General features: G+C 44.7%; 23 protein-coding genes. 6 read left to right on the plus strand and 17 right to left on the minus strand.

Features of this window, described 5'->3' with window-relative positions:
• Window positions 1–15: 15 nt before the first annotated feature.
• Window positions 16–717: a response regulator transcription factor gene (locus tag ABQ275_RS21330; protein ID WP_349315161.1), complete on the plus strand. Its 702-nt coding sequence runs from the start codon at window positions 16–18 to the stop codon at window positions 715–717.
• Here ABQ275_RS21330 and ABQ275_RS21335 read toward each other — a convergent pair whose 3' ends face one another.
• The 4 genes from ABQ275_RS21335 to rsmA all read right to left on the minus strand — a co-directional run bounded on the left by ABQ275_RS21335 (window position 718) and on the right by rsmA (window position 3,591).
• A complete protein-coding gene (locus ABQ275_RS21335; RefSeq protein ID WP_349315162.1) occupies window positions 718–1,110 on the minus strand; it encodes an HIT family protein in 393 nt (130 codons plus the stop codon).
• A gap of 141 nt (window positions 1,111–1,251) precedes the next feature.
• Window positions 1,252–1,731, minus strand: a complete 480-nt coding sequence (gene greA, locus ABQ275_RS21340) for a transcription elongation factor GreA (RefSeq protein ID WP_349315163.1) — start codon at window positions 1,729–1,731, stop codon at window positions 1,252–1,254.
• Between the two features lie 181 nt (window positions 1,732–1,912).
• Window positions 1,913–2,842, minus strand: a complete 930-nt coding sequence (locus ABQ275_RS21345; RefSeq protein WP_349315164.1) for an NAD(P)-dependent oxidoreductase — start codon at window positions 2,840–2,842, stop codon at window positions 1,913–1,915.
• Window positions 2,839–3,591, minus strand: a complete 753-nt coding sequence (gene rsmA / locus ABQ275_RS21350; RefSeq protein ID WP_349315165.1) for a 16S rRNA (adenine(1518)-N(6)/adenine(1519)-N(6))-dimethyltransferase RsmA — start codon at window positions 3,589–3,591, stop codon at window positions 2,839–2,841. The genes ABQ275_RS21345 and rsmA overlap by 4 nt, the downstream gene beginning before the upstream one ends.
• Window positions 3,592–3,733: 142 nt before the next feature.
• Here rsmA and pdxA point away from each other — a divergent pair, with 142 nt between their 5' ends.
• Window positions 3,734–4,795, plus strand: coding sequence for a 4-hydroxythreonine-4-phosphate dehydrogenase PdxA (pdxA, locus tag ABQ275_RS21355; protein WP_349315166.1), 1,062 nt, complete (start codon window positions 3,734–3,736; stop codon window positions 4,793–4,795).
• 7 nt (window positions 4,796–4,802) lie between these two features.
• Here the strand turns inward: pdxA and ABQ275_RS21360 are convergent, their stop codons facing one another.
• The 10 genes from ABQ275_RS21360 to ABQ275_RS21405 form a co-directional block, all read right to left on the minus strand.
• Window positions 4,803–5,108 carry a transcriptional regulator gene (locus ABQ275_RS21360; RefSeq protein ID WP_349315167.1) on the minus strand — a complete coding sequence of 102 codons (306 nt, stop codon included), beginning with the start codon at window positions 5,106–5,108 and terminating at the stop codon, window positions 4,803–4,805.
• A gap of 121 nt (window positions 5,109–5,229) precedes the next feature.
• A complete protein-coding gene (locus tag ABQ275_RS21365) occupies window positions 5,230–5,877 on the minus strand; it encodes a hypothetical protein (RefSeq protein WP_349315168.1) in 648 nt (215 codons plus the stop codon).
• An 11-nt stretch (window positions 5,878–5,888) separates the two neighbouring features.
• Window positions 5,889–8,045 (minus strand): TonB-dependent receptor, encoded by a 2,157-nt coding sequence (locus ABQ275_RS21370; RefSeq protein WP_349315169.1) that lies wholly within the window; start codon window positions 8,043–8,045, stop codon window positions 5,889–5,891.
• A gap of 159 nt (window positions 8,046–8,204) precedes the next feature.
• Window positions 8,205–9,782 carry a F0F1 ATP synthase subunit alpha gene (atpA, locus tag ABQ275_RS21375; protein WP_349315170.1) on the minus strand — a complete coding sequence of 526 codons (1,578 nt, stop codon included), beginning with the start codon at window positions 9,780–9,782 and terminating at the stop codon, window positions 8,205–8,207.
• An 82-nt stretch (window positions 9,783–9,864) separates the two neighbouring features.
• Window positions 9,865–10,425 carry an ATP synthase F1 subunit delta gene (gene atpH / locus ABQ275_RS21380; RefSeq protein WP_349315171.1) on the minus strand — a complete coding sequence of 187 codons (561 nt, stop codon included), beginning with the start codon at window positions 10,423–10,425 and terminating at the stop codon, window positions 9,865–9,867.
• Between the two features lie 73 nt (window positions 10,426–10,498).
• Entirely contained in the window at window positions 10,499–10,993 is a 495-nt protein-coding gene (atpF, locus tag ABQ275_RS21385; RefSeq protein WP_349315172.1) for a F0F1 ATP synthase subunit B, read from the minus strand.
• Between the two features lie 161 nt (window positions 10,994–11,154).
• Window positions 11,155–11,412 (minus strand): ATP synthase F0 subunit C, encoded by a 258-nt coding sequence (gene atpE / locus ABQ275_RS21390; RefSeq protein ID WP_349315173.1) that lies wholly within the window; start codon window positions 11,410–11,412, stop codon window positions 11,155–11,157.
• 38 nt (window positions 11,413–11,450) lie between these two features.
• Window positions 11,451–12,575 (minus strand): F0F1 ATP synthase subunit A, encoded by a 1,125-nt coding sequence (atpB, locus tag ABQ275_RS21395; protein ID WP_349318802.1) that lies wholly within the window; start codon window positions 12,573–12,575, stop codon window positions 11,451–11,453.
• Between the two features lie 335 nt (window positions 12,576–12,910).
• Window positions 12,911–14,671, minus strand: a complete 1,761-nt coding sequence (locus ABQ275_RS21400) for an ABC transporter ATP-binding protein (protein ID WP_349315174.1) — start codon at window positions 14,669–14,671, stop codon at window positions 12,911–12,913.
• 161 nt (window positions 14,672–14,832) lie between these two features.
• Window positions 14,833–17,022 (minus strand): hypothetical protein, encoded by a 2,190-nt coding sequence (locus ABQ275_RS21405; protein ID WP_349315175.1) that lies wholly within the window; start codon window positions 17,020–17,022, stop codon window positions 14,833–14,835.
• A gap of 220 nt (window positions 17,023–17,242) precedes the next feature.
• Between ABQ275_RS21405 and ABQ275_RS21410 the strand changes: the two genes are divergently transcribed.
• The 3 genes from ABQ275_RS21410 (at window position 17,243) to ABQ275_RS21420 (ending at window position 20,044) form a co-directional block, all read left to right on the plus strand.
• Window positions 17,243–17,980: a DUF1003 domain-containing protein gene (locus ABQ275_RS21410; RefSeq protein ID WP_349315176.1), complete on the plus strand. Its 738-nt coding sequence runs from the start codon at window positions 17,243–17,245 to the stop codon at window positions 17,978–17,980.
• A 153-nt stretch (window positions 17,981–18,133) separates the two neighbouring features.
• Window positions 18,134–18,817 carry a response regulator transcription factor gene (locus ABQ275_RS21415; RefSeq protein WP_349315177.1) on the plus strand — a complete coding sequence of 228 codons (684 nt, stop codon included), beginning with the start codon at window positions 18,134–18,136 and terminating at the stop codon, window positions 18,815–18,817.
• 177 nt (window positions 18,818–18,994) lie between these two features.
• The gene (locus tag ABQ275_RS21420; RefSeq protein WP_349315178.1) at window positions 18,995–20,044 is read left to right on the plus strand and encodes an ATP-binding protein; all 1,050 of its coding nucleotides are present in this window, start codon (window positions 18,995–18,997) and stop codon (window positions 20,042–20,044) included.
• A gap of 118 nt (window positions 20,045–20,162) precedes the next feature.
• Here ABQ275_RS21420 and ABQ275_RS21425 read toward each other — a convergent pair whose 3' ends face one another.
• Window positions 20,163–21,494, minus strand: coding sequence for a porin (locus ABQ275_RS21425; RefSeq protein ID WP_349315179.1), 1,332 nt, complete (start codon window positions 21,492–21,494; stop codon window positions 20,163–20,165).
• Window positions 21,495–21,634: 140 nt separating this feature from the next.
• Here ABQ275_RS21425 and ABQ275_RS21430 point away from each other — a divergent pair, with 140 nt between their 5' ends.
• Window positions 21,635–22,561 (plus strand): helix-turn-helix transcriptional regulator, encoded by a 927-nt coding sequence (locus tag ABQ275_RS21430; protein ID WP_349315180.1) that lies wholly within the window; start codon window positions 21,635–21,637, stop codon window positions 22,559–22,561.
• Here the strand turns inward: ABQ275_RS21430 and ABQ275_RS21435 are convergent.
• Window positions 22,558–24,042, minus strand: a complete 1,485-nt coding sequence (locus tag ABQ275_RS21435; RefSeq protein ID WP_349315181.1) for an MBOAT family O-acyltransferase — start codon at window positions 24,040–24,042, stop codon at window positions 22,558–22,560. The two genes, ABQ275_RS21430 and ABQ275_RS21435, sit on opposite strands and share 4 nt — an antisense overlap.
• Complete coding sequence (locus ABQ275_RS21440; protein WP_349315182.1) at window positions 24,029–25,273, minus strand: GDSL-type esterase/lipase family protein; 1,245 nt, start codon at window positions 25,271–25,273, stop codon at window positions 24,029–24,031. The genes ABQ275_RS21435 and ABQ275_RS21440 overlap by 14 nt, the downstream gene beginning before the upstream one ends.
• Window position 25,274 lies beyond the last annotated feature (1 nt).

Here is a 25,274-nt window from a genome sequence, read left to right on the forward strand (position 1 = left end):
CAGCAGCAGGCAGATATGAAAGCAAGAATCTTATTGGTGGAAGATGATCAATATATCGGTGCGGTAACAAAGAGGAGATTGGAAGATGCGGGCTACGATGTTGTACATAGTATAGATGGCCAGGTAGCTTGGGAACAGTTCCAGTTACGCTCTTTCGATATTTGTTTGCTGGACGTGGTAATGCCCAAAAAAGACGGACTCACACTTGCCCAGCAGATCCGCGAAGTTAATGACCACATCCCTATATTATTTCTCACCTCCAAAAACGAAAAAGAAGATAGGATCGCCGGCCTTCAAACCGGAGCGGATGACTATATCAGTAAGCCTTTCAGTATGCAGGAACTGATCCTCCGTATTGAAGTATTCCTCAAAAGGACCAAGAGCCGGAATATAGACAGATCCCACATCTTTACCATCGGTAAACTGACATTTGACTACGAAGACCTCCGCCTCTACAATGAGACCGGAGAAGTATCCATTTCCCTTACACAAAAGGAAGCAGAACTACTCAGATACCTCTGTAACAATCCGAATAAGACCCTGAAAAGAGAAGACATTCTCTCACAGGTATGGGGGAAAGATGATTACTTCCTGGGCCGTAGCATGGACGTTTTTGTAACCAAACTCAGGAAACACTTTAAATCAGACCCGCACATCCGGCTTGAAACGCTGCATGGGATAGGATTCCGGTTTAATGTACCCGTTCTCGGTAAGTAATTATTGCAAGTGCGCTGTAATCTGCGCCTGGATTTGCTTAAACTCTTCTACAGACAACTTTAGTTTGCTGCGGGAAAAATTCATGTCGTCCGCTGAATTAATAGGGATGAGATGCATATGTGCGTGCGGTACTTCCAGTCCCACCACACTCACTCCTATACGATTGCACGGTACTACCTTTTCAATGGCATGTGCAATAGGCTTGGCAAATAATAACCATTCCTGCAACAGCGCATCTTCCACATCAAAAAATTTATCTGTCTCCGTTTTCGGTATCACCAGTGTATGCCCTTTTACCAACGGGAAAATATCCAGGAAGGCGTAGAAGTGTTCGTTCTCTGCAATTTTGTAACTGGGAATATCTCCCTTGATGATTTTCATGAAGATGGACATAGCAGATAGATATTTACGATTTTGTGATTTACGGATTTTGTAATGCGGTGGCGTTGGCACTTACATGACAAAATACCCAAATAAAAAGGGGCCGCATTGAATGCAACCCCTGCAAATATCGTGAAAAAGCACACACCGTGCTTATGCAGTAATATGATCGATCTTAAACTTAATATGTCCGTTTGGCGCCTGTACATCTGCTACATCGCCCACCTTCTTACCCAACAATCCCCTGCCGATAGGAGAAGTAACGGAAATCTTGCCTGCTTTCAGATCAGCCTCTGTTTCAGAAACGATCTGGTAAGTAACGGTTTTCTTATTGGCTACATTCGTAATAGTAACCTTACATAAAATAGATACTTTGGAAGTATCGATGGAATCTGTGCTTACAATACGGGAGGCCGAAATTGCATTTTCCAGGGTAGCGATCCTGGCTTCGTGAATACCTTGTGCTTCTTTGGCGGCATCATATTCGGCATTTTCCTTCAAGTCGCCCTTTTCCCTTGCTTCAGCAATTGCCCGTGCAATTTCTGCGCGTCCTTTTGTTTTAAGGATGCTCAACTCGTTCATCATTTGATCCAGGGTTTCTTTCGTAACGTAGTTTATGTTTATGCCAGACATAACATGCTTTGTTTTATTTATTTATAAAAAAAAATCAACGCCTCCATTTGCACGGAAGCGTTGTAAAACTGGTGTTATTGCAAATATAACAAATATTTTATAAAGAAAAGCATCGTCCTTTCCGAATCAAATAAGTTGAAAATCAACCATTTAATTCGAATTTCTAAACCCAGGGATGGATTTATATGATATTCAGTTTCTCTAAAACTATACGCGCCATCTTAATGCTGGCTTCATGTGAATACCCGGCTATATGTGGCGTTACCACTACATTGCGGGCTTTCAGGAAATATGCCAGCTGCTCTTTTTCCTCCTGCGTATAACTGCTCATCTTTTCATTTTCCAGTACATCCAGGCAGGCACCGGCGACGATCCCTTCTTCCAATGCTGCAATCAGGTCGCGGTTGTTGACCAGCTTGCCTCTTGCGGTATTCATGAACCATACCGGTTTGGCGAATGATTTAAAAAACGCCGTATTAGCCAGGTGTTGTGTTTCAGCCGTCAGTGGTAAATGAACGCTCACCACATCCGACTCTTTAAACAGCTGCTCCATCGTCACTTCTTTCACGTCTGCTGTTCCAAAGCCCTGTTTGTATTTATCATACGCCAGGATATTGACATCAAAACCTTTCAATTTGCGGGCAAATGCGCTGCCGGTATTCCCGTAGCCGATAATGCCCACTGTTCTGCCCTCCAGTTCAAAGGCCCGGTTACCATCCCGCTCCCAAATGCCTTCCCGCAACTCCAGGTTACTTTTCAGCACATTGTTCAGCAGGCACAAGAGCATACCCACTGCCTGCTCCCCCACTGCATCGCGGTTGCCTTCCGGACTGCTTACACAATGAATGCCTTTACTTTCTGCATAAGGCACGTCAATCAGTTCCATACCTGACCCCAGGCGGCCAATCCACTCCAGGTTCGGGGCATGGTCAATAATATGTTTGTCTACCCGGATCCGGGTAGTTACGATCAAACCAATACAATCATGGATACTACTGTATACTTCGTCATACGAAACAGACGGTTCATAGATCACTTCAAAACCATTGTTCTGTAACTGATCAATCAAATACGGATGTGCCTTAGCGGTAATTAATACTTTCCTGCTCATATCATCTTATGGGATAATGCTGCAAAATCAGCTACGCTCAGTTCTTCAGCTCTTTTGGTGAAGATAGGATCCTGCAAAAATTCTTTATCAAATAATGTTTTCAACGGGTTACGCAATTGCTTGCGTCGCTGGTTAAACGCTGTTTTTACCAGCACAAAAAATTTGCGTTCAGAAGCTATATCTGCCGGATGTTCCAGTCTCGTAAGCCGGATCACGGCCGATTTTACCTTGGGTGGCGGATTGAAGCAGTTTTCATGTACTTCAAACAAATACTCGATCTTATAGTATGCCTGTAAGAGCACACTGAGAATACCGTATTCCTTGTTGCCATGTGCAGATGCGATACGGCTGGCAACTTCCTTCTGAAACATACCTACTACCACATCCACCTGCTGATGCCATTCCAGCACCTTGAACATGATCTGTGTAGAAATATTATACGGGAAATTGCCGATCAGGTGAAAGGACCCTTCAAATGGTAATGCAGCATCCAGGATGCTTTCATTGACCAGCTTACCTACAATAGCAGGATAAGTTTTTTCCAGGTAGGCTACCTTTTCTCTGTCAAGTTCTATGGCTTTGAACTGTATGCCCGGAATCTGCAGCAGGTATTTTGTGATGGCGCCCCCGCCAGGGCCCACCTCCAGCACTTGCTGGCCTTCAATTACAGGTAAGGACTCCACTATTTTCCTGCACATATTTTCATCTGTGAGGAAGTGCTGGCCCAGTGATTTTTTTAGTGTATACATGTGTGAAGCGCAAAGATAAGTAAACTTTAGCGGTTAGCTTTTAGCAGATAACAGTAAAACAATAGCCGGCAACATCCCCTGCCACTACATTAAAGCTAACGGCTAATTGCTTATATTTGTTCCTCATTGGAGGCAATTCAGCATGAGTACTACCCAGATCAACAAACCGGTTATCGGCATCACCATCGGTGATATCAACAGCATTGGCGCGGAAATTATCATCAAAACGTTTACGGACAGCAGGATGATGGAGTTCTGTACGCCGGTGATCTTTGCATCTAATAAGACCATCAACTTTTACCGGAAGCTGATGAATGAAAACAACTTCAATTATCAGAGCATTAAAGATTTCACCCGCCTCAATCACAAACAGGTGAATGTATACAATTGCTGGGAAGAAGAAGTGCAGATAACACCCGGTGTACTCAATGAAGCCGGCGGCAAATACGCTACCCGCGCCCTGGAAGCAGCTATCCAATGTTTGAAAGATGGCTACATACAAGGACTGGTAACAGCACCTATCCATAAAAACAATGTACAAAGCGAAACCTTCAACTATACCGGTCACACACCTTACCTCAAAGCAGCCTTCAATGCCAAAGATGTACTGATGTTCATGACCGCCGAGAATATGCGCGTGGGCCTGCTCACAGAACATGTACCGGTATCGGAAGTAGCGAAATATGTTACCAAAGAAAATATCCTCAGCAAATTGCAGCTGATGAAAGATAGCCTGGTAAAAGATTTTGGAATAGACCAGCCCCGCATCGCCGTATTAGGACTCAACCCCCATGCCGGTGATGAAGGTTTGATAGGAAGAGAAGAAATAGAACAGATCACACCAGCTATCAGACATGCCAAAGGTAATGGCATCTTATGTTTCGGCCCTTATAGCGCCGATGCATTCTTTGCCCGTGAAATGTTCCGCCAGTTTGATGGCGTACTGGCCATGTATCACGATCAGGGCCTCATCCCTTTTAAATCACTTGCCAGCGGTGAAGGTATTAACTATACTGCCGGCTTACATATCGTACGTACTTCCCCCGATCACGGCACTGCTTTTGACATTGCCGGTAAAAACGAAGCAGATCCCAGTTCATTCAGACAAGCCATCTTCACCTGCCTGGAAATACTGGAACAACGCGAGCGTTATGCAGAAAATACCAGGAACCCGCTGAAGAAAACGGAACTGGCATCGGAATAACCAGCACTCAGCTATTATTGGACTTCCCTGTTTTCAAATAGGACTGGATAGAATTAACGTAATTCTCAAAGGCTTTCCTGCCTGTGGGTGTTATTTTACAAATCGTTTGCGGGTAGTTTTCTTTAAACTGTTTTACTACTTCTATATAAGCAACATCCCGTAATTTATTGATCTGCACACTCAGATTACCAGCCGTGGCATTCGTTTTCTCCTTCAGAAAAGTAAATTCTGCTTCCTCCTCACGTAGCAACACTGACATAATAGCCAACCGCAATTGTGAATGTAACACCGGGTCCAGATCTTTAAAATCCATACTGTTGAAAATTTTGGAATTTTGAAATATAGCTATTTTGAGATGTAGTTATTTTGTTTCAGTACAAAATATACTGCTGAAACAAAATAACTACATCTCAAAATAACCAAATCCCTAAATATTATTGGGCTTTTGCCAACAACTCACGGGTATAGCCTTCTCCCCAATGTGGTGCGATAATGCTGTCTGGTTTAAAGGCTGCATACTTTTCCAGTGCCAGTTCCAACATCGTTTTAGCTTTGGGCTTACTACCGCCAAACTGTTCCGGCGTGAATAATAATGATTGTCCCTGCAACAGGTATACGCGGGGATTTTCAGGATTATATGCTTTGGCCTGTTCCAGCAATTGTCCTGCTTCCATTCCATATTTCATCCCTCTTGTTTGCGGATCTACAGTAAGCCGCGCGGATGCAATGAGTGAACGTACACACGCAATTTCAGAATTTTTCGGGCTCAGGGCCTCCGCCTTATCAAGATTGGCTTCCGCTTTATCTGCCAACGGATCTATCTTACTCTTATCCTGTTGCATAAATGCAATCATGATGTCGCAGTAAGCGGCATAGTAATACGGCAGCCACTGACTTTTTTCCGCATCTGCAATGCGTTCAAAGGTGTTGGCTTTTTGCAGTAATCCGTCAGGATTGAATACGCTGCTGCTGTCCAGGTCAGCAGTCTGCTGCGTCATCGCATCCTGGTATTGGGCGCTCTGCGCCATAGCGGCTATTGCCAGCCCGCCCGTTAAAAAAAGAGAAAGAAAGATACGTTTCATATGAGTTGGAGTTATAAGTTATTAATTACATCCTGTCTTCTGTCTATTCCAAAGTTCATGAACATGCCCAGGTAAATAAACCGCGGCAGATTAGGTGTGATCTCATCCCGCCGCAATCCATCGGAAGAATAGTGATAGCCGAATACCTGTTTGTTGCCCGGTGCATTGCTCACCGCCAACACAAAAATGGTAAAGGCTTTACGGATAGTGGTCAGATAACTGGCGCTTACACCCAATGCATTGTAGGACATCGTTTTCTCCGACATAAACTTGTCCTGTGGAAGATTGGGATTATAGTAAGGCCGGCCGGTAGCAAACGTATAGGTAAGTCCCAGGTTGGTGCTCAGCTTTGGAAAGAAGTGTTTGTACACCACACTCGCCGTATGGTTGGCTGCAAAGTCCGGCTGCACCCGGAAAGGATAGTTGAGATAATCACGTTTGGTGTCCAGGTAGGAATATGAAATCCAGTAGTCCACGTTCTTAAATGTTTTGCGGTCGCGCCAGAAAACTTCGATGCCCTGCGCATAGCCGCTACCGTTATTACTGTAAGCCGGTGTTGTTTTTACGAGGTCCGCATATTTTTTATAGAACGCCTCTACACGGAAAGTATAGTCCATGGCTACGCGCTGAAAGCTGGCGATGTAATGCGTCGCTTTCATATAGCCAAGACCGTTATCAAAGCGCACATATTGCGGTTCCGGTTTCTGATAGTAATCGCCATAAGCTACGGAGAACTGGCTGTAGTTATCTACTTTATAGGCCAGCGATACACGGGGTGCAAAGTTCATCTTACCCAGTATGGAGGAATACTCTCCGCGGCCGCCTGCACGGCCTACAAAGCTGGGCGTAAAATAAATATCTGTCTCTGCAAAAACGGCGGTATAATTATCACCATAATTAGCTTGTTGCTGGTTGAAGGCTGATTTCTCTACGGCATACTGGTATTCAGCCCCCAGTCGCAGGGCCGAAAAACTGCCCATACTTTTAGAGAACATCACCCGTGATTGGCTCAGGTCTGAACGTACTTTGATGGCGGTGGGTGGAAGTCCTTTCTGAAGGGTATCTGTTTTTATATTGTCGGCATTGCTACTGTAGGAAGCGCCGATGTACAGGCGCCAGTTATGACCGATATTTTCCCGGTAGGTCATATTCGTATATACGTTATTGTTACGTAGCTGAAACGATTCTGTATAACCGGGATATTCTATACTGGCTGTATTAAAACCCATTTTACTCCAGTTGCCGTAACCATAAAATTTCAGCATGCCGGTGGCAGAAGTTTTTCTGCGGAAGTTGAGCGAAGTACCGATGATTTCGGGGCCAAGATTAGGCACCTGCTTGGGTTTGGCTATATTAAAATAAGGTGCCAGGTTGGTATAATCAGCTTCTATTCCGTAAGATGTTTTTTTATCTTTTGAGAGACTTTCAAGCCCACCATTTACACCGATTACAGATAGTCCTACGGAAGAAGAAGTACGCTCCGGGAGGTCCTGCGATTCCAGGATGAGGGCAGATGATAATCCTTGTCCGTATTGTGCCGAATAGCCCCCACTGCTGAAAGTGGTGCCTTTAAACAGGAATGGGGAAAAGCGGCCGCGCCCCGGAATATCCGGCAGGCTGCTGAAGAAAGGATTCCGTACCAGCATACCATCTATCAGCGTTTGTGTTTCGTAGCCGGTGCCACCGCGTACAAAAAGTCCTTCGCGGTCGTTGGTTTGCTGTGCGCCCGGCAGGGTTTTGATAGCGTTTACAATATCGGCGCCTGCACCTGCCGTGGTAACGATGTCCAGTGGTTTGAGCACCGTACCTTTTTTATCGTCGCTGGCTTCAAAGCTGCCGGCGGAGATGGTGACCACGCGCAGGGCGTTGATAGCTGTTTTGAGTACGATGACCAGTTGCTCGCTGTTGCTGGTATTTATTTTCAGTTCCAATGACTGATAGCCGGTGAGTGTGGCTGCCAGCAACTGATCGCCGGTAGCCTTTGTGGTAAAGGAAAAGCTGCCATCAGCGGCGGTGGTGGCGCCATCGTAGGTGCCTTTAATAAATACGTTTACGCCTGGTAAAGCATGTTTCTTATTATCGGTTACCTTCCCGCTGATCCTGCCCTGGGCCAGTAGTATTGCGGGAGAGAAAAGAAGGAGATATAGACAGAGGTTGTGCCTGAACATATGGGGTGTTATTTCAAATCAAATGTAAACTAGTTTATTTTATAAACCAAACTTACAAGATAAATTTTTTATCTCCCAATAACCCCTGTTTTAATAAAACAAAGAGACCTTCACCACAAATGGTGAAGGTCTCTTTCTATATTTTCAGCAATTGAATGCTTATGCAAATCTTGGTTTCAGTTCATTTGCCAGGGTAACCATTTTCTTGATGCCATCTTCCGGCAGGGCGCCCTTTTTGAACTCAGCCAGTACTTCCGGTAAACGCACCTGCATTTCGTGCAGGAATGCTTCTTCAAAAGCACGTACTTGTTTTACAGGTACATCGCGCAGCAAACCGTTAGTACCCAGGTAGATCATAGCTACCTGTTTTTCTACGGCATACGGGCTAAACTGTGCCTGTTTCAGGATTTCCACATTACGGGCACCTTTGTCGATAACTGCTTTGGTAGCAGCATCCAGGTCACCACCGAATTTGGAGAAAGCCTCCATTTCGCGGTATTGCGCCTGATCGAGTTTCAGGGTACCGGATACTTTCTTCATGGATTTGATCTGTGCGTTACCACCTACGCGGCTTACCGAGATACCCACGTTGATAGCAGGACGGATACCGGCGTTGAACAGGTTACCTTCCAGGAAGATCTGACCATCGGTGATGGAGATCACGTTTGTAGGAATGTAAGCGGATACGTCACTCGCCTGTGTTTCAATGATAGGCAAAGCTGTCAGGGAACCACCACCTTTTACCAGGTGTCTGATAGACTCCGGCAAATCGTTCATCTGTTGTGCGATGGCATCATTGCTGATGATCTTCGCAGCACGCTCGAGTAAACGGCTATGCAGGTAGAATACGTCACCAGGGTATGCTTCACGACCCGGAGGACGTTTCAGCAGCAGGGATACTTCACGGTAAGCAACGGCCTGTTTGGACAGATCATCATAAACGATCAGTGCAGGACGACCGCTATCACGGAAGAACTCTCCGATAGCTGCGCCGGCAAATGGTGCGTAGAACTGCAAAGGAGCAGGATCAGCAGCAGAAGCGGCTACGATAGTAGTATAAGCCATAGCGCCTGCTTCCTGTAATGTTTTCATTACACCGGCAACAGTAGATGCTTTCTGACCAATAGCTACGTATATGCAATAAACAGGTTTACCTGCATCAAAAAATTCTCTCTGGTTGATGATGGTATCGATACAGATAGCTGTTTTACCAGTCTGACGGTCACCAATCACCAGCTCACGCTGACCACGACCAATAGGGATCATAGCATCAATTGCTTTCACACCTGTTTGCAGTGGTTCTTTAACCGGCTCACGGTACAATACACCCGGTGCTTTACGCTCCAGTGGCATTTCATACAATTCTCCGGCAATAGGGCCTTTACCATCAATAGGTTCGCCCAGTGTATTGATTACGCGACCAACAATACCTTCTCCCACGTTAATGGAAGCGATCTTGCCGGTACGATGTACTCTATCACCTTCTTTAATGCCTTTGGATTCACCCATCAATACCACACCCACGTTATCTTCTTCCAGGTTCAATGCAATAGCTTTAACACCGTTGCCAAATTCAACCAGTTCACCATAACGCACATTACCTAAACCGTAAATGCGGGCGATACCATCACCCACCGACAATACCGTACCAACCTCTTCAAGGTCGGCAGAAGCATTGAAGTTGCTTAACTGCTGGCGTAAGATCGCCGAAATTTCATCAGGTTTAATATCAACCATAATTATGATTTTTAAAAAAAGTCGTTAAAGAAAATGAGTATAACGACAACAGCTTTGCGTGTACGCAGCGGCTGCTGTATCACTAACGTATCGACGATACGTAAATATTCTTGTTAAATTGTTTCTTGATATCCTGTAAGTCACGCAATACAGACGCATCAAAAAACTGATCATTTGATTCCAATACAAAACCGCCGATCAGGTCTGTATTTACAACCGTTTCCAGTTGAATGTGCTGGGTGATTTCAGACGCTACTTTCTGTTTGATAACATCCAGTATGGCAGGGTCCAGCACAGCAGCCGAGGTAATTTTTACCACCGCGATGTTTTTCAGCACATTATACTGACGCGAAAATTCAACCGCAATTTCAGGCAGGCTGCTTTCGCGTGATTTAGTGATCAGCAGGTTAATGAAAGTAAGGGTGATTGTACCGATACGGCCTTCCATGATGGCAGCCATGATCTTTTGCTTTTTATCAGCCTTAATGATGGGGCTTTTAAGCAAACTAACCACGTCGGGGTTTGTTTTCATTAACTTTTGTAAGAACAGCATATCGTTATGCACCGCTTCCAGCTCGTTCTTTTCCTGAACCAGATCTATCAATGATTTTGCATACCGGGATGCTAAACGGGGATTCTGCATATAGCTCTTAGCTTTTAGCTTTTAGCTGTTGACCATCCACTGCTACTAACAGTAATAGCCAGCCGCTAATATCTTAATTCAATTTAATTTCTCCTGCGAGTTGTCTCACGTAACCTTCCTGTGCTGTTTTATCAGCCAGTTCTCTTCTCAGCACTTTTTCCGCCACTTCAATCACAAGGTTACCTACCTGGTTCTTCACATCCGTTAACGCAGCCATTTTCTGGTTTTCGATAGCGGTGTATGCTTCACTGATGATCTTTTTCGCTTCTGCCTGAGCCTGCGTTTTAGCTTCGCTGATGATCATATCTTTCGCGTCTTTCGCTTCTTTCAGGATCTTGCTTCTTTCAGCCTTAGCTTCCGCCAGTACATGTTCATGTTCTGCCTTCATCTGCGCCATTTCTTCCTTCACTCTTTCTGCTGTAGCAATAGAATCTGTGATAGAACATTCCCTTTCTTTCAAAGTAGCGAGGATAGGCGTCCATGCAAATTTTTTCAGAATCAGGAAAACGATGATGAAAATCACTAATGAAATAAGAAACAAGCCTAACGCGGGTTGTAACAGATCCATATAATTAGAATTTTGAGATTTTTTGATTTTTTGATTTTTTGATTTCGAGACCTGCGAATTTTTGATTTCGATATAAATCTCTACATCAAAAAATCAGGAAATCTCTAAATCAGAATACTGCATCCATTGCCCTGTGCGCCGGATGCAGTAAAAAGTTTGGCTTACAGAACTACCGCTAACAGACCAGCGATTACACCGAAAAGGGCAACACCCTCTACCAGCGCAGCAGCCAGGATCATGTTTGCACGGATGTCGTTAGCAGCTTCGGGTTGACGAGCGATAGATTCTAACGCGGCCTTACCGATGTTACCTACACCAATACCAGCTGCGATAGCAGCGATACCAGCGCCAACAGCACCACCAGCCTTAGCTAAACCAGATGCAGCAGCAGCCTGCAATAAAACAGTCAAAAGTGCCATAATGAATATATGTTTGAATTTAAAAAATAACGAATTACTTAATGGTGTTCTTCATGTCCGCCTTCCATTGCCTGACCAATAAATACCGCAGTCAGGTTAGCAAAGATAAACGCCTGGATAAACGCTACCAGGAGTTCCAGCAGCATCATTACCATGTTGAATAAAATGGTAATAGGCAGGAAACCATAACCGGCTACCTTGTTCAATGAACCAAATATAAACACCAGGGATATAATACTCAGGATAATAATGTGACCCGCCAGCATGTTGGCAAACAACCGGATCATCAGGGAGATCGGTTTTGTAAATACACCAATCAGCTCCACCGGCGCCAGGATGAACTTAACACCGAAAGGTACAGGAGGGTTGAAGATATGACCCCAGAAATGCCTGTTGGTGCTGAACATAGTAGCAATAAAGCTGATAATAGCCAGTGCTGAAGTTACAGCAAGGTTACCCGTTACGTTGGCAGCGCCAGGCAACAGACCAAGCAGGTTGTTAATGAGGATAAAGAAAAATATAGTCAGGATAAAAGGCGTATACCTTTCTGCATGTTTGCCAGGGATATTCGGTTTCACTACTTCGTCGCGCATGAAGATGATCACTGGTTCCATCAGGCTTTGTAAACCTTTAGGTGCTTTTTTGGAGCCGCGTGTTTTGTATGCTTTCGCCACACTCAGCATCAGCACTACCAGCAATATTGCGCCCAGAATCAATGCAGTGATGTTCTTCGTCATGGAAAAATCATAGATCTCTTCACCGGTTGGATTATCATTTGCATCTACTGCAATGATCTTTCCATCCATGTATTTGGCAGGATCCAGCCCTTTTTCATGCAGGTAATGTGCATTCACGAGGCGGTAACCATCGTGTGCTGCATGACCATGCTCAAATGCACTGGAAGAAAATACGGAAGTACCACGTGCCGGATTGTAAATAATCACCGGTAACGGAATCGTTGCATGCGCATCGCCTATGCTGAACAGATGCCAGTCATGTGCGTCTTTTACGTGTCCGAGAATTACTTCCTTGGCATCAAATTTCTTTGTTGCAGCAGGTTCTTCAGCATGCACATCCCCTCCTTCCACAACTTCCTCTGCTTTTCCGTGCTGAGCGTCCTGCGCATAAGAAAAATTACCAAAACCGTGAAGGCCTAAAACCATCACAAGAGCTACCATTCTATGTTTGAACTGACTGAAAGAAATCACCGTTTTCTGAAATTTTGCGCAAAGATACTTGATTTTATCTCAAAAATTCAGCGACTACGCAAAAATCTCTTGATATATTGTAAATATACTGATAACCAGATTGTTACGAGGTAATTAAGCGGTAAATTATGGCAATAAAAAAGGCGGTTGAAATCAACCGCCTTCGCATAATATGTCATATAATTTTTTTCATCATCTAAAACAGGGTTTTTTCGACCTCTTTTCAGGGAGTTTTTATCTGTCAAAAAAGTACAAATAACCACCTGCTTGAAAAGATTATTAAAGAGATGTTATACTTTATTAACGTTAAACTGCATACTATGTAATTTGAAGTAAAAACCTTCCAGTTGCAGCAATTCTTCATGGGTGCCCATCTCTTTAATCTCCCCTTTATCCAACACGATAATTTTATCCGCCTTGCTGATAGTAGACAGCCGGTGTGCAATGATAATGGCTGTTCTGTCTGCAATGAGCTTGTCAATGGCCTGCTGGATCATCATTTCTGACTCTGTATCCACTGAAGATGTTGCTTCATCCAGGACCAGGATAGCCGGATCATACAGCAATGCACGCGCAAAGGAGATCAACTGCCGCTGTCCGAGCGACAACGTGCTGCCCCGTTCCATTACCTGGTAATCATATCCTCCTGGCAGCTGCATGATAAAATCGTGGATACCGATCAGCCTGGAAGCCTCTTCAACCTGCGCACGCGTAATGGTATTGTTGTGCAGGGTAATATTGTCATAGATAGAGCCGGAGAAGAGAAATACATCCTGCAACACCACGCCGATCTTGCTACGCAACCCATCCAGGGAATAGGCTGCCAGGTCGATGTCATCGATCCTGATGCTCCCTTTCTGTATTTCGTACAGCCGGTTGAGAATACTGATAATCGTGGTTTTGCCGGAGCCGGTATGCCCTACAATGGCTACAGTGTCGCCCGGGTTCGCATGGAAGGTGATATCTTTCAGCACATAACGGTCATCCACATACGCAAAATGTACATGATCGAAGGTAATAGCGCCTTTCATATTATCTACCGGCTGGTGGCCTCTATCGGGGATATAGTCCTTGTTATCCAGGATCTTGAATACTCGCTCACTGGCTACCATACCCATTTGCAGGGTATTGAACTTATCTGCCAGCATCCGCAACGGGCGGAATAACATATTCAGGTACATGATAAAGGCAATCATCACCCCCTGTGTCACCTCGTAGTTCAACACTTTATTGGAACCCCACCATACCATCAGTCCCAATGAAATAGCCAGGATTATTTCCACCACGGGAAAAAATACAGAATACGCAAAAATGGCGTCTATATTAGCTTTCCGGTGTTCCCTGTTAATATTTTTAAAGCGGGAAGCTTCGCGCTTCTCTGCGGTAAACGCCTGCACCACTACCATTCCCGTAAGATGCTCCTGCACAAAAGCATTGAGCGCCGCCACCGCATTACGTACCCGGTGAAAAGATTTGTTCACACTCTCCTTAAATACATACGTAGCGAAGATCAATATCGGGAAAGGCGACAGGCTCACGAGTGTCAGGCGCCAGTCTTCCATAAACATCACCAGCAGAATCGCAATGATCATTAACAGATCAGACACAATGGAAATGATCCCTTCAGAAAACACATCGTTGATGGCTTCTATATCATTAACGGTGCGCGTAGTGAGTGTACCGATAGGTGTTTTATCAAAAAATGCCAGGTTCAGGTGAACGATCTTTTTATAGACTGTTACCCGCAGATCCTTTACTACAGACTGTCCCAACCAGTTAGTAAGATAAGAAAAGTAGAACCGTACAATCGTTTCAAGCAGTAACAGCAATACCTGTATAATGGTAATGGTGACCAGCATCTGCATGAGTTGATTGGAGATATACTTATCTACCGTTACCTGGATCAGGTAAGGACGTAAAGGCGAGATCACTGCAAACACAACGGTCATGATCATTGACAGATATAATGACCGCTTATAAGGCGCTGCAAATGAGAAAATGCGTCGCAATAAACTAAAATCAAATACTTTCTTTACAGCCAGATTTTCCAATGGAACCAGTTTAAGACCAGGATTAAAGGATATTCAGGATTAACAGGATGGGTGTAACCAAGATTAAATAGATTACCAGGATGGGTGTAGCCGATTTAACTGTATAAATTTAATATTTATCTGCTTATATCTGCTACACCCATCCTGTTAATCCTGATAATCTATTTAATCTTGGTCCCGTCTTTCATGATCTGTTTATAAGCCTTAATAAATATGGCTCCCAGGTTTTTGTGCGGGGGTACGTAATCACTGAATAGTTCCCGGTTACGGGCATCCGGTGCAAACTTTTTGGTCAGCTGCGCCCACATGATCACCCAGTCCACATTCTTACCGGAGCGAACTACATCTTCCAGGCTATGAATGATCGGTTCATTTACAAAACGGGTACCGACCTGTTTGGAAGAAATGATATGTGCTTCCGGTGATTTTTCCAATACTGTAGCCAGGTTATGATAACCACCGCAGGAACCCAGCACGACTATTTTTGCAGAGCTTTGCAGATTTTCCAGTGTGGTATTGATATGATAACTATGACCACGGTGTATGAAGATAGTAGGATGAATATCGTTTTCATCCAGGTATTCAGACAATTTTACAATGGCTTCTTTATCACCAGGTTCGTCAATCGGCAGATTGGCGTAAATGGTGGTAGGCTTGCCTTTTATGGATGTAATGGTAGCGTAGTATTTATTTTTAACCACTTTCCAGTCGGAGGAAGGGAAGTTGGTCATGAAGCTCGCGAAAGATTCCTGCCCGTCTTTATCTCCATAAAAAAATACCTGCTGATAAATCCTGCCACTATCGTTTTCCAGTGTACTGAATGTTACGAAGTTGATAGGTGGCAACTGAAACTTCGCAGCCATATCGGAGGCTTTGGAGGAGTCATTTTCTTTTGTTGACTCGGTTTCAAACAAACTGCTCAATAACTGGTAGATCACGGTACCGCGCTTGTCATCATGCCGTTTTACATATGCCAGGTTCTTTTTTACTTCCTGCCGGAGAAATTCCAGCAGCTTTTCATCACGGATGCTGCCAAAGGAGTTGGCCACGTCCACGGCGTCTTCCAGGTCTTCTGTTTTCTCCAGGTTCTGTACATATTTCTGCATCAGGTAGTTGGAGTTTTCAGGCGCCATGGATTTCAGGAAGTTGTCCAGTGTGTTGAAGCCGGCGGCCATGGCGATGAATTTCTTAAAGCGGTCAAAATTGACCATCATCAACAGGCTATCCCCGCGTGGTGGCTTCATACGGGCCATCATCTGATCGTACAAACCGGCGTTATTGCGGTTGGTATAACTGGATGTATATAATTCTTCCTGACCATTGATGATCAGATAATATAATTCTTCGGGAGATAAATCTTTTACAACACGGAAGCGCACAGGCGCCGATTCTTCATGGAGATCATTTACTTCGCGGATATACAACAATGATTTCGCCTGCATGTTTTCCATCATGGCTTTCATTCCATATGGGGTTTTCCCTTCGCTTTTCAATTTTTGCAGGGCAATGGTGGATTTCACCATCTGTTTATAATACTGGTAATCGTTATCTACCACCTTCTCCAGTTTCTCCACGGTGGTAGTACCTGCCAGCAATTCATCTATGAAAGGCAGGATCTTGGTACTCTGGGAAGATCTTCCGATGCTTACAATCTGCTGTACAATCGGGTCCTGGTTCCTTTTAATGGCACTGGCCATCGGGGTATAAGAAGTAGCGTAAGTAAGGATCTGATTGGGGTATATACGCGCCACCGCAGCTATAACGGAATCGGTACCGGGGTAGTCCAGGTAGTTTACCAGTTTAGGCATAACGGTTTCGAGGTTATTAAACGCGTATTTGGTAAATGCCAGTCCCCTGGCTTCTTTATAACCGGGATTATCCTGAAATACTTCTATTATTCTTTCAGAGGCGTCAAAAGAAAGGTTCCGGACAAAAGGCAGAATGCTTTGTCCCTTGATATCCGCACGCATCATATTGCGGTAAGCTGTTACTATGGCGGGCGCTTCTTCCGCTTCAATTTTGCGGTATGAACGCTTCTGATTATAATCTTTCAGTATTACATAAAGTCCGGAGAGATATTTTACTTTCAGCCGGTGATCCAGGGAAGAATCCCGCTCAATGTCCAGTTGTATATTATCTACTTCTTTGAGTAGCGCATTCGTTACCTGTAAATTGATCGTCTGGTCATCGGATACTTTTACAAGCTCATCAGCCTTTCCATCAAATTTATCCGCTGCCACCTGCTCTTTATCGATATTATCATGAAATCCCTGTCTGCTGATAGGGATCTGTATATGATTACCTTGTGCCTGCACCCAGCTGCTGCTTTGAGAAGCAATCAGCAATAACATTATAAAAAATTTTCCCATTGTAGATGTACTTTTCGCTCGAACGTGATAGCAAATTTACAACCAAATTATAATAGCTCCGCGCATTAAGTCATTAGTTACTAGTTTTTAAGACAAAACACATATAATTAATTTACATTTCATCTGTATACATTCATAACGTAGTATTGTAAATAAGCTGATAATTAATGGCTGACGGCCACCTGCTTAAACTCTTAAAGCTATGCAATCTTTCATCAGTGACATCTCCGGCAAATCATTTCCTCTTTCTGAAAAAGTAAATGCGCGGATGATCCGTGCCTCTATTCTGGAAATGATCCGAAAAGACCATCCCCACTTCAGTAACAAGTGTAATATCGCCATCAGCGAAATGGATGTTTACCGGCAGCGTTATTACGACAACTTTTTTACCAGGGAGACGGGAGAACTGACAGAGATGGAAAAAATGGTGCTGGAAAAGCTTCGTAACAATGAAACGCTCACGAATAAACTGGAAGAGGAACCACTTGCCATAAACCGCAGCTTCGGTGAAAAGATGGCGGACAATATTGCCGATTTCGGCGGCAGCTGGACGTTTATCATTGCGTTCCTGGGCTTTATTGCCTGTTGGATGGGCATCAATATTTATTGGTTGCTGAGCAAAGCATTTGACCCTTATCCGTTCATTCTGCTGAACCTGATCCTCTCCTGCGTGGCCGCGCTACAAGCGCCGGTGATCATGATGAGTCAGAACAGGCAGGAAGATAAAGACCGGCAACGGGCACGGAATGACTATATGATCAATCTCAAATCAGAGCTGGAAGTGCGTATCCTGCATGAAAAAGTGGATCACCTGCTGATCCGGCAACAGCAGGATATGCTGGAACTGCAACAAACACAGGTAGAAATGCTGCATCAGCTACTTTCCGCTGTGGGCAAGGGTATTAGTGATAATAATCATAAGAGTACGGATAGCAAATAATACACATATCGACTACCGAAAAGATTTGGTGTAACTTGCTGCATATCAATGGAAAATCGCCCGGTATTGAATTAACAATTTCATAATGTTATTTTTCCATTAATCACGGCTGAGGCTTTATACTTTCGTGCCGTCTTTTTAAAAGTAAGATTTATGATAGACCAAGCGGTTGCAGGAAAAATACTGGTAGTAGATGATGAGCTGGATATTCTGGAAATTATCAGCTACAACCTTAAAACAGCGGGTTACGACACCGTAACCGCCAAAGACGGCAGCGAGGCTATCCAGAAAGCAAAAATATTCAGGCCAGACCTGATTATGCTGGATATCATGATGCCGAACAAAAACGGGATCGATACCTGCCGCGAGCTCAGGAAAATTCCTGAATTCAAAGATACCATGGTACTTTTTTTAACAGCACTCAATGATGAGAAGTCTGAAGTGGATGGCCTGAACATGGGTGCAGATGATTATATCGCCAAACCTATTAAACCCAAATTGCTGGTAAGCCGGATCAATGCACTCTTCCGTCGCTTGCACAAACCGGAGGAAACCCGGTTGCACCTTGGCGATCTGATCATCGACCGGGAGAAATTTACCGTTACTTACAAAGACCAGGAAATCATTCTGGCGAAAAAAGAATTTGAATTGTTACAGTTGCTCGCCTCCAAACCCGGTCGTGTATTCCTGCGCAATGAAATATTAAACCAGGTATGGGGCACGGAAGTAATAGTAGGTGACCGTACCATCGACGTGCATATCCGGAAGATCCGTCAGAAGATTGGCATCGATCTTATCACCACCGTAAAAGGAGTAGGCTACAAATTTGAGATCTGAGATCCGGCTGTTGGCCCCTGGCATTTAGCCGGCTTCCATCATTCCTTTTTTCTGTATTTCTTCCATCAAAACATTTGTTGGTTACCAGTTCCGGCTGGTAGCCAACAGCCTTTTATTATGGCAAGTAAAAAATTTAAAGTAATTTCCCATTATTACACTAATTACTCACTCTGGAGTATGTTCAAAGCAAAAAATTTATCCCCGCAGAAATTAGCGGGCTTTACTGCACTCGTCATTTCAGCGATTATCGCGCTGGGCAGCCTGTTTATTGATGGAAGCTGGAAAGTAATGGCAGGTGCTTTTGTGCTCACCTTTCTTGTATCATACTATCTCTATCTGTATACCCTTCAAAATTTTATTTACAGAAAGATAAAACTCATCTACAAATTCATCTACCAGACAAAGGCGTCTAAAAGGGAAGAATTCTTTCAAAAGAATATCCTTCCCCTGAAAACAATTGAGGAAGTAAGTGAAGATGTAGAAAAATGGGCCAGCCAGAAGAAAGAAGAACTGGATAGTCTCCGCCGCAATGAAGCCTTCAGAAAGGAGTTCCTGCTGAATCTTTCCCATGAGCTGAAAACCCCCATCTTCGCGGTACAGGGTTACATCCATACCCTGCTGGACGGTGCACTGGAAGATCCGGCGGTGAATAAACTGTTCCTGAAAAACGCCACCAAAAACATCGACCGTCTTTGCAGACTGATTGATGACCTGGATGAAATATCCAAACTGGAAAGTGGTGAAATGACCATTAACATGGAAGTATTCGTGATACAGGATCTTATAAAAGATGTATTCGATACCCTTTCTTTAAAAGCCAATACCAAAGGCATCAAATTCAATATCAAAAAAGGATGCGAAGCGCCCATACTGGTGCTGGCAGATAAAGAAAAGATCAGACAAGTACTTATTAACCTCGTAGATAACTCCATCAAATACGGTAAACCTGATGGACATACCATTGCCAGCATCTATAACATGGATGGCAAACGTGTCCTGATTGAAATATCGGATGATGGCATAGGCATGTCGGAAGACCATCTTCCCCGCGTATTTGAACGCTTCTACCGCACAGACCGCGCCCGTAGCAGGGATATTGGCGGTACCGGCCTCGGACTCGCCATCGTAAAACATATTGTGGAAGCACACGATCAATCTATTACCGTTCGCAGCAAACCCGAAATAGGCAGTACGTTTGGGTTTACGATGGAATCGGGCCGCGAATAAAGACCAGGATTACCAGGATTAAAAAAGGATTAACAGGATGGGCGTTTTGTTGTTTGTAAAAAAACAATTTAACAAAACACCCATCCTGTTAATCCTTTTTTAATCCTGGTAATCCTGGTTAGAAGCGGTATTGTATCCTGCAGGTAAGCACATTATCCTTCAGGTCTTCTTTAAAGCCTTCCAGCTCCGTTGTTTCATTCTGTACCCAATCGTAGTAGAACATGAATTTGAGGTGCTCATTGGCGTAGTAGAGGTATCCAAGACCAAGTGTATTGTAGCGTATATCCGCTGCGGTGAGACCTTCACCCGGTATCCCGATTTCTTTGCCTTCCACTTTTTTGTTAGGATCGTACCAGTCGTATTTTACAACCACCTGGTGTTGTTCACTCCCCAGGTTCTGCAGGAAATACAGGTAGGCGCCATCAAAATTGCGGAGATATAAAGGGAGAACATTGCCTTGCGCGTCTACCGGGATAATGCCAGGGGTTTCAGTAGTAACAGCGGTAGCCGTTTGTTTACCACGGAGATATTCTGCCCGGAACTGGGTACTTCCCTTGCCGGGACCATTCGGTATTTTCAATTGTATATCTGCCCCATAGTAATGACGGGGAGCAATTTTGTCGATATTGGCAGCAGAGGAGTCAGCGATATATCCCGGTTTGCCATTTACAGTGCCCATACGGTAGATCGTTGGCGTAAACTGCGCCATACCCCCATATAGCATGGAAACGCCGCCTGACAGCAGCCAGTTGTTTCCTTTAATACGCTGCGGTTTCACACTGATACGGCTGATAATATCTTTATGGCTGTCGAAATCGCTGGTAGCGGTTAAACCCTGCCCATTAAACAGCCCCGCATCTATTTTCAGGAAATTCAGCGGATGATCTTTTGCCCGTGGTTCAAAAGAAACCATGGCGCCGAGATCGCGCTCCGTTTTCATCAGGATCTGCGACATGCGCCCACGCTCAGGCGTTTCACGGTCGGATGACGATAAGTTCACCTCGTAGCCAAATGGGCGGGCAAACATACCGGCTGCCAATGAAAACAGGTTATACCTGGTTTCAAATATACGGCCGTAGAAATCCCGGATAAAAACCCCTCTTTCGGTACCATCAAACTGGAATGCGAACTGCACTACCGGCATATCGTGCTTGTTATAACGCTCGTAATCTACCCGCAACCGCCCGCGGCGCAACGAAAAACGGTTATTTACAGCGGCCGGGAAGTTACCGCCGGCATAGCTGCCAATACCCTTTTCCTGTGCCAACTGAAACTGTGGCTGGATATAACCGCTAACCTGAATTGCATCATACTTCTTATACATGGCCATCATACCTTTTCCCAGCGTGGTAGTGGTATCTATCATATCCATCAGGAACTGGGCACGCACCACCATCGTGGAACCTAACAGTATAACTATTACCAGAAAATATTTCGCAATTCGCATCATCTCTTCAAATTATTGCGCAAAAGTAAGTATTAGCGTCTAATTTCATTTGGTTAATAACTCGTTAACCACTCGTTAATTTACATCACTGACTACAATTTAGAAGCAGCAATGTTTTAAATTGATAAGATTATTATCACCTTATGAAACCTTCCACTATTTTAAATTGGGAGAGGAATATTCAGCAAGCTATTTCCCTCGCACATAACGACCCCTTAGGTAACATCGACCTGAAGAAAGTAGCTGATAAACTCTGCGTATCAGCAGATATCCTTTCTCACAAGTTTACAGAGATCTGCCAGGAGCCATATATCCGGTTTGTAAACCGGAGCAGACTCGAAGCAGGAGCCGGTTTGCTGCGACACAGCGGATTTAGCATCCGGGAGATCAGCGAGCGATGCGGCTACACCAATTCCAGCTTTACCAAGGCTTTCAGAGCCCGGTTCGATGCCAGTCCTACCAGCTTCCGCGACATGCTCCTGCTACCAAACGAGATAGCTACCCTGGAACGCACAAAGATCATTACCTCTCCTTACGACCGCCACATGGCAGACATCTTTACCACCGATAGAACAGAAGATACACGATTGCCCAACTACACCCTGTATTACAATATTCTTCCACGCAGCGATGATCCGGTAAGAAACATGGTTGTATATATGGCCACGTATTCCCAGCAACTGCGCGCCATTACCGCATCGATAGCTACCCATGAAGCCATGGTGATCACCGGTACGCTTGATGTAGTACCGGTTACTACTTATGGACGCATGATGATGTATGTTGGATTACTGTTGCCCAACACACCACAAAATAATATGGCGCATCTCTCCATACAACTGAGCTTCCAGGAAGCTTTCGGATTGGTGACCAGGCAAATACCCGGCGGTCACTACAAGAAATTATCCGTTCCTATGAGCTTTGTTGCAGCCGGCCTCCCCATGTATGAATTTATCAACAACAGTTGCAGGGCCAGCCATTTCAAGATGAGCGGCAATCATTTCTTTATCTCCCTCACCGGCATCAATGAATGTGATATTTTCATTCCCTGGCAGAAGCGGGGCTATTAAAACTGGAAATATATCGGTATCATCGGCTGTGTGCTTTTTACCTGCACCAGTAACCAGACGAATACCACCATAATGGCCACACTACCGGCAACGGGCACACGTCCCAGTAATTTCTCCAGCGAGAACTCCATTTTTGAAGGCATAAAATGCAACAGGAAACCCAGTGCCATCACCCAGAATACGGCCGTATAACCCTGGTACAGCTCCATCAGGATTTCCGGCTGGAAATCATATACCACCTGGTGAATCAGCGCCCATGCATCATGGAAGGTGGACGCTTTAAAAAAGATCCAGCAAAAGCACACGAAATGAAAAGTAACAAACACCCCTATAACCTTCAGTACGGAGGCTTTCCATCCAGTCATTACTGTCTTTCTCTTTTTCAGCCAGTCGAGACGCACCTTATCTACTGCCAGCGCCGTGCCGTGCATAGCACCCCAGAAGATAAAGTTCCAGCTGGCGCCATGCCAGAAACCACCGATCAGCATGGTCAGCGCCAGGTTGATAAACTGCCGCACTTTCCCTTTACGATTGCCTCCCAAAGGAATGTACAGGTAGTCGCGCAACCAGCTGGATAAAGAGATATGCCAGCGGCGCCAGAACTCTGTAACAGACGAACTCTGATAAGGTGAATGGAAGTTTGGCGGAATCTTAAACCCGGTCCAGCGGGCAATACCCAGCGCCATATCGGAGTAGCCGGAAAAGTCGCAATAGATCACTAACGCATACCCATACACGCCGATGAGACATTCCAGGCCGGTATGTTTACTGGGATCATCAAAAATATACTGGACAAAATTCTGATAGATAAAATCCGATATGACAATCTTTTTAAACAATCCGCCAATGATCAGGTACATCCCTTTGCCTATATCCTCACTGTTCAACCGGTATGGTTTTGAGATCTGCGGTATAAAATCGGCCGCGCGTACAATGGGGCCCATCATCAGTTTCGGGAAGAAGGAGAGGAAAAAGAGATAGTCCATGAAATGTTTGACAGGCGGTATTTCATCCCGGTAAACATCTATCGTATAACTCAGATTTTCAAATGTATAAAAAGAGATCCCGATTGGCAGTAACAGGTGCAGCGGATGAATATTCCCTGCTGTTACATCATTGATGATGCCGATAAAGAAGTCGGTGTATTTGAAATAAAACAGCAACCCTATATTGAGGACGATACTGAATATCAGTAATGATTTTTTTACTGTCTTGCTGGGCGTGCGGTGGATCCAGTGAGAAAGATTAAAATCCACAATGGCCGAAAGCACCACCAGGCCCACATAGAAGCCACAGGCTTTATAAAAGAAGTAGAGTGAGAAAATAGTATATACCCATACCCGGCCATGTTTGCTGCGGCTTACTGCCAGGTAACAAAGCAGGAACAAAGCAAAGAAATAGAAAAAGAAGGCGCTGTTAAACAGCACAGGATCTGCAGGATTGTACAAAAGTTCAGACAACAGTTTATTAATGTTGATCATCGGAGATAACTGGGTTTTTCTTTATTTCCTGTAAATAGTGTGCGTAGGATTGTTGTATTGCATCATATAGCAGCTGCCCCTGTAACTGGTACCCTCTCGCATTAAAATGAATATGATCCGGCGCCCATGCTCCTGCAAACTTGCTTTTCTGCGCTTTGTTTACTGCGTTAAAATTCCAGCAGGCGATGCCGTGTTGTTTTGCATATCCCATGATCTGCTGGGTGACCATAGCAATATATGGATTGGGATAGTAAGCGGTATGATAGATTGTTTTATATTTTTTCTTGCTGATCTTTTTACGGGTAGCCTTGCGTACTGCCCGCATACAGTCTGGCGGCGTAGTGAGCAGGATGTTTGCGGAAGGCAGTTCTTCCCGGATCAGCTGCACCATTTTATCAATTTCATTTCTGAACTGAAAGGGGTCAAGCCGGCCATAGGCCTCGTTTGTTCCCAGGGAGATGATCACCAGCTGTGGTTGTAATACCGCCATCTGTGCCCGCAGCACATTATCCTGATCATTATAATGCTGGAACATGGCGCCATTGATACCTACGCTATGATACAACACACCGTTGCGGCCATTTTCAAGCACAGCGCCATAAAAGCGGAAAGGGGTGCTGCCCGTACCTTCCCATCTTACCTGGAAGGATTGTGATGTTTGTAAAAAGTTGAGCGTAGCCATGCTGACAGTAGGAGAACCAGGAAACGGGGTAGCCGTTACCGTTATTTCTGCATCAGGACAGATGATGGTACTGTTTTCCGTACCGGCATCATAGAACAATTTCACTTTGCGGAAATTATTATCCATAGCAGCATCCTGTTTGCCGGTAAAAGCGAGTGCAGGTGCGTTGCTTTGTGTGCTGATAGCAATAGCGCCGGGGCCCAGCTCCGGTGTTTTATCACGGTCTATCACTCTTTCTGTACGCCACTTCGCGTTGCTGTTCCAGCGGTAATCATCCGGTCCGTTGGTACCGGCCAGGTTATAGGGAAAGATGTATCCTCTTCCGGCATAGCCAAACTCCTGTTGTAGTAAGGCGCCGGTAGCGAATGGAAAAAATCCTGCCTGTACGTGTGAATCCCCGAGATGAAGTATGGACACTACATTACTATCTGCTACCGACAAACTATGAAAAACACTATATAAAGCAGTGTCCTGCTGGATAATGTTGGCAGTTGTTTGTTGCGCATAAGTAGTAAACGTGGTGAGTAACAGCATTAGCCCTGCTACCATA

It is taken from the genome of Chitinophaga sp. MM2321, from assembly GCF_964033635.1.
Taxonomy (GTDB): domain Bacteria; phylum Bacteroidota; class Bacteroidia; order Chitinophagales; family Chitinophagaceae; genus Chitinophaga.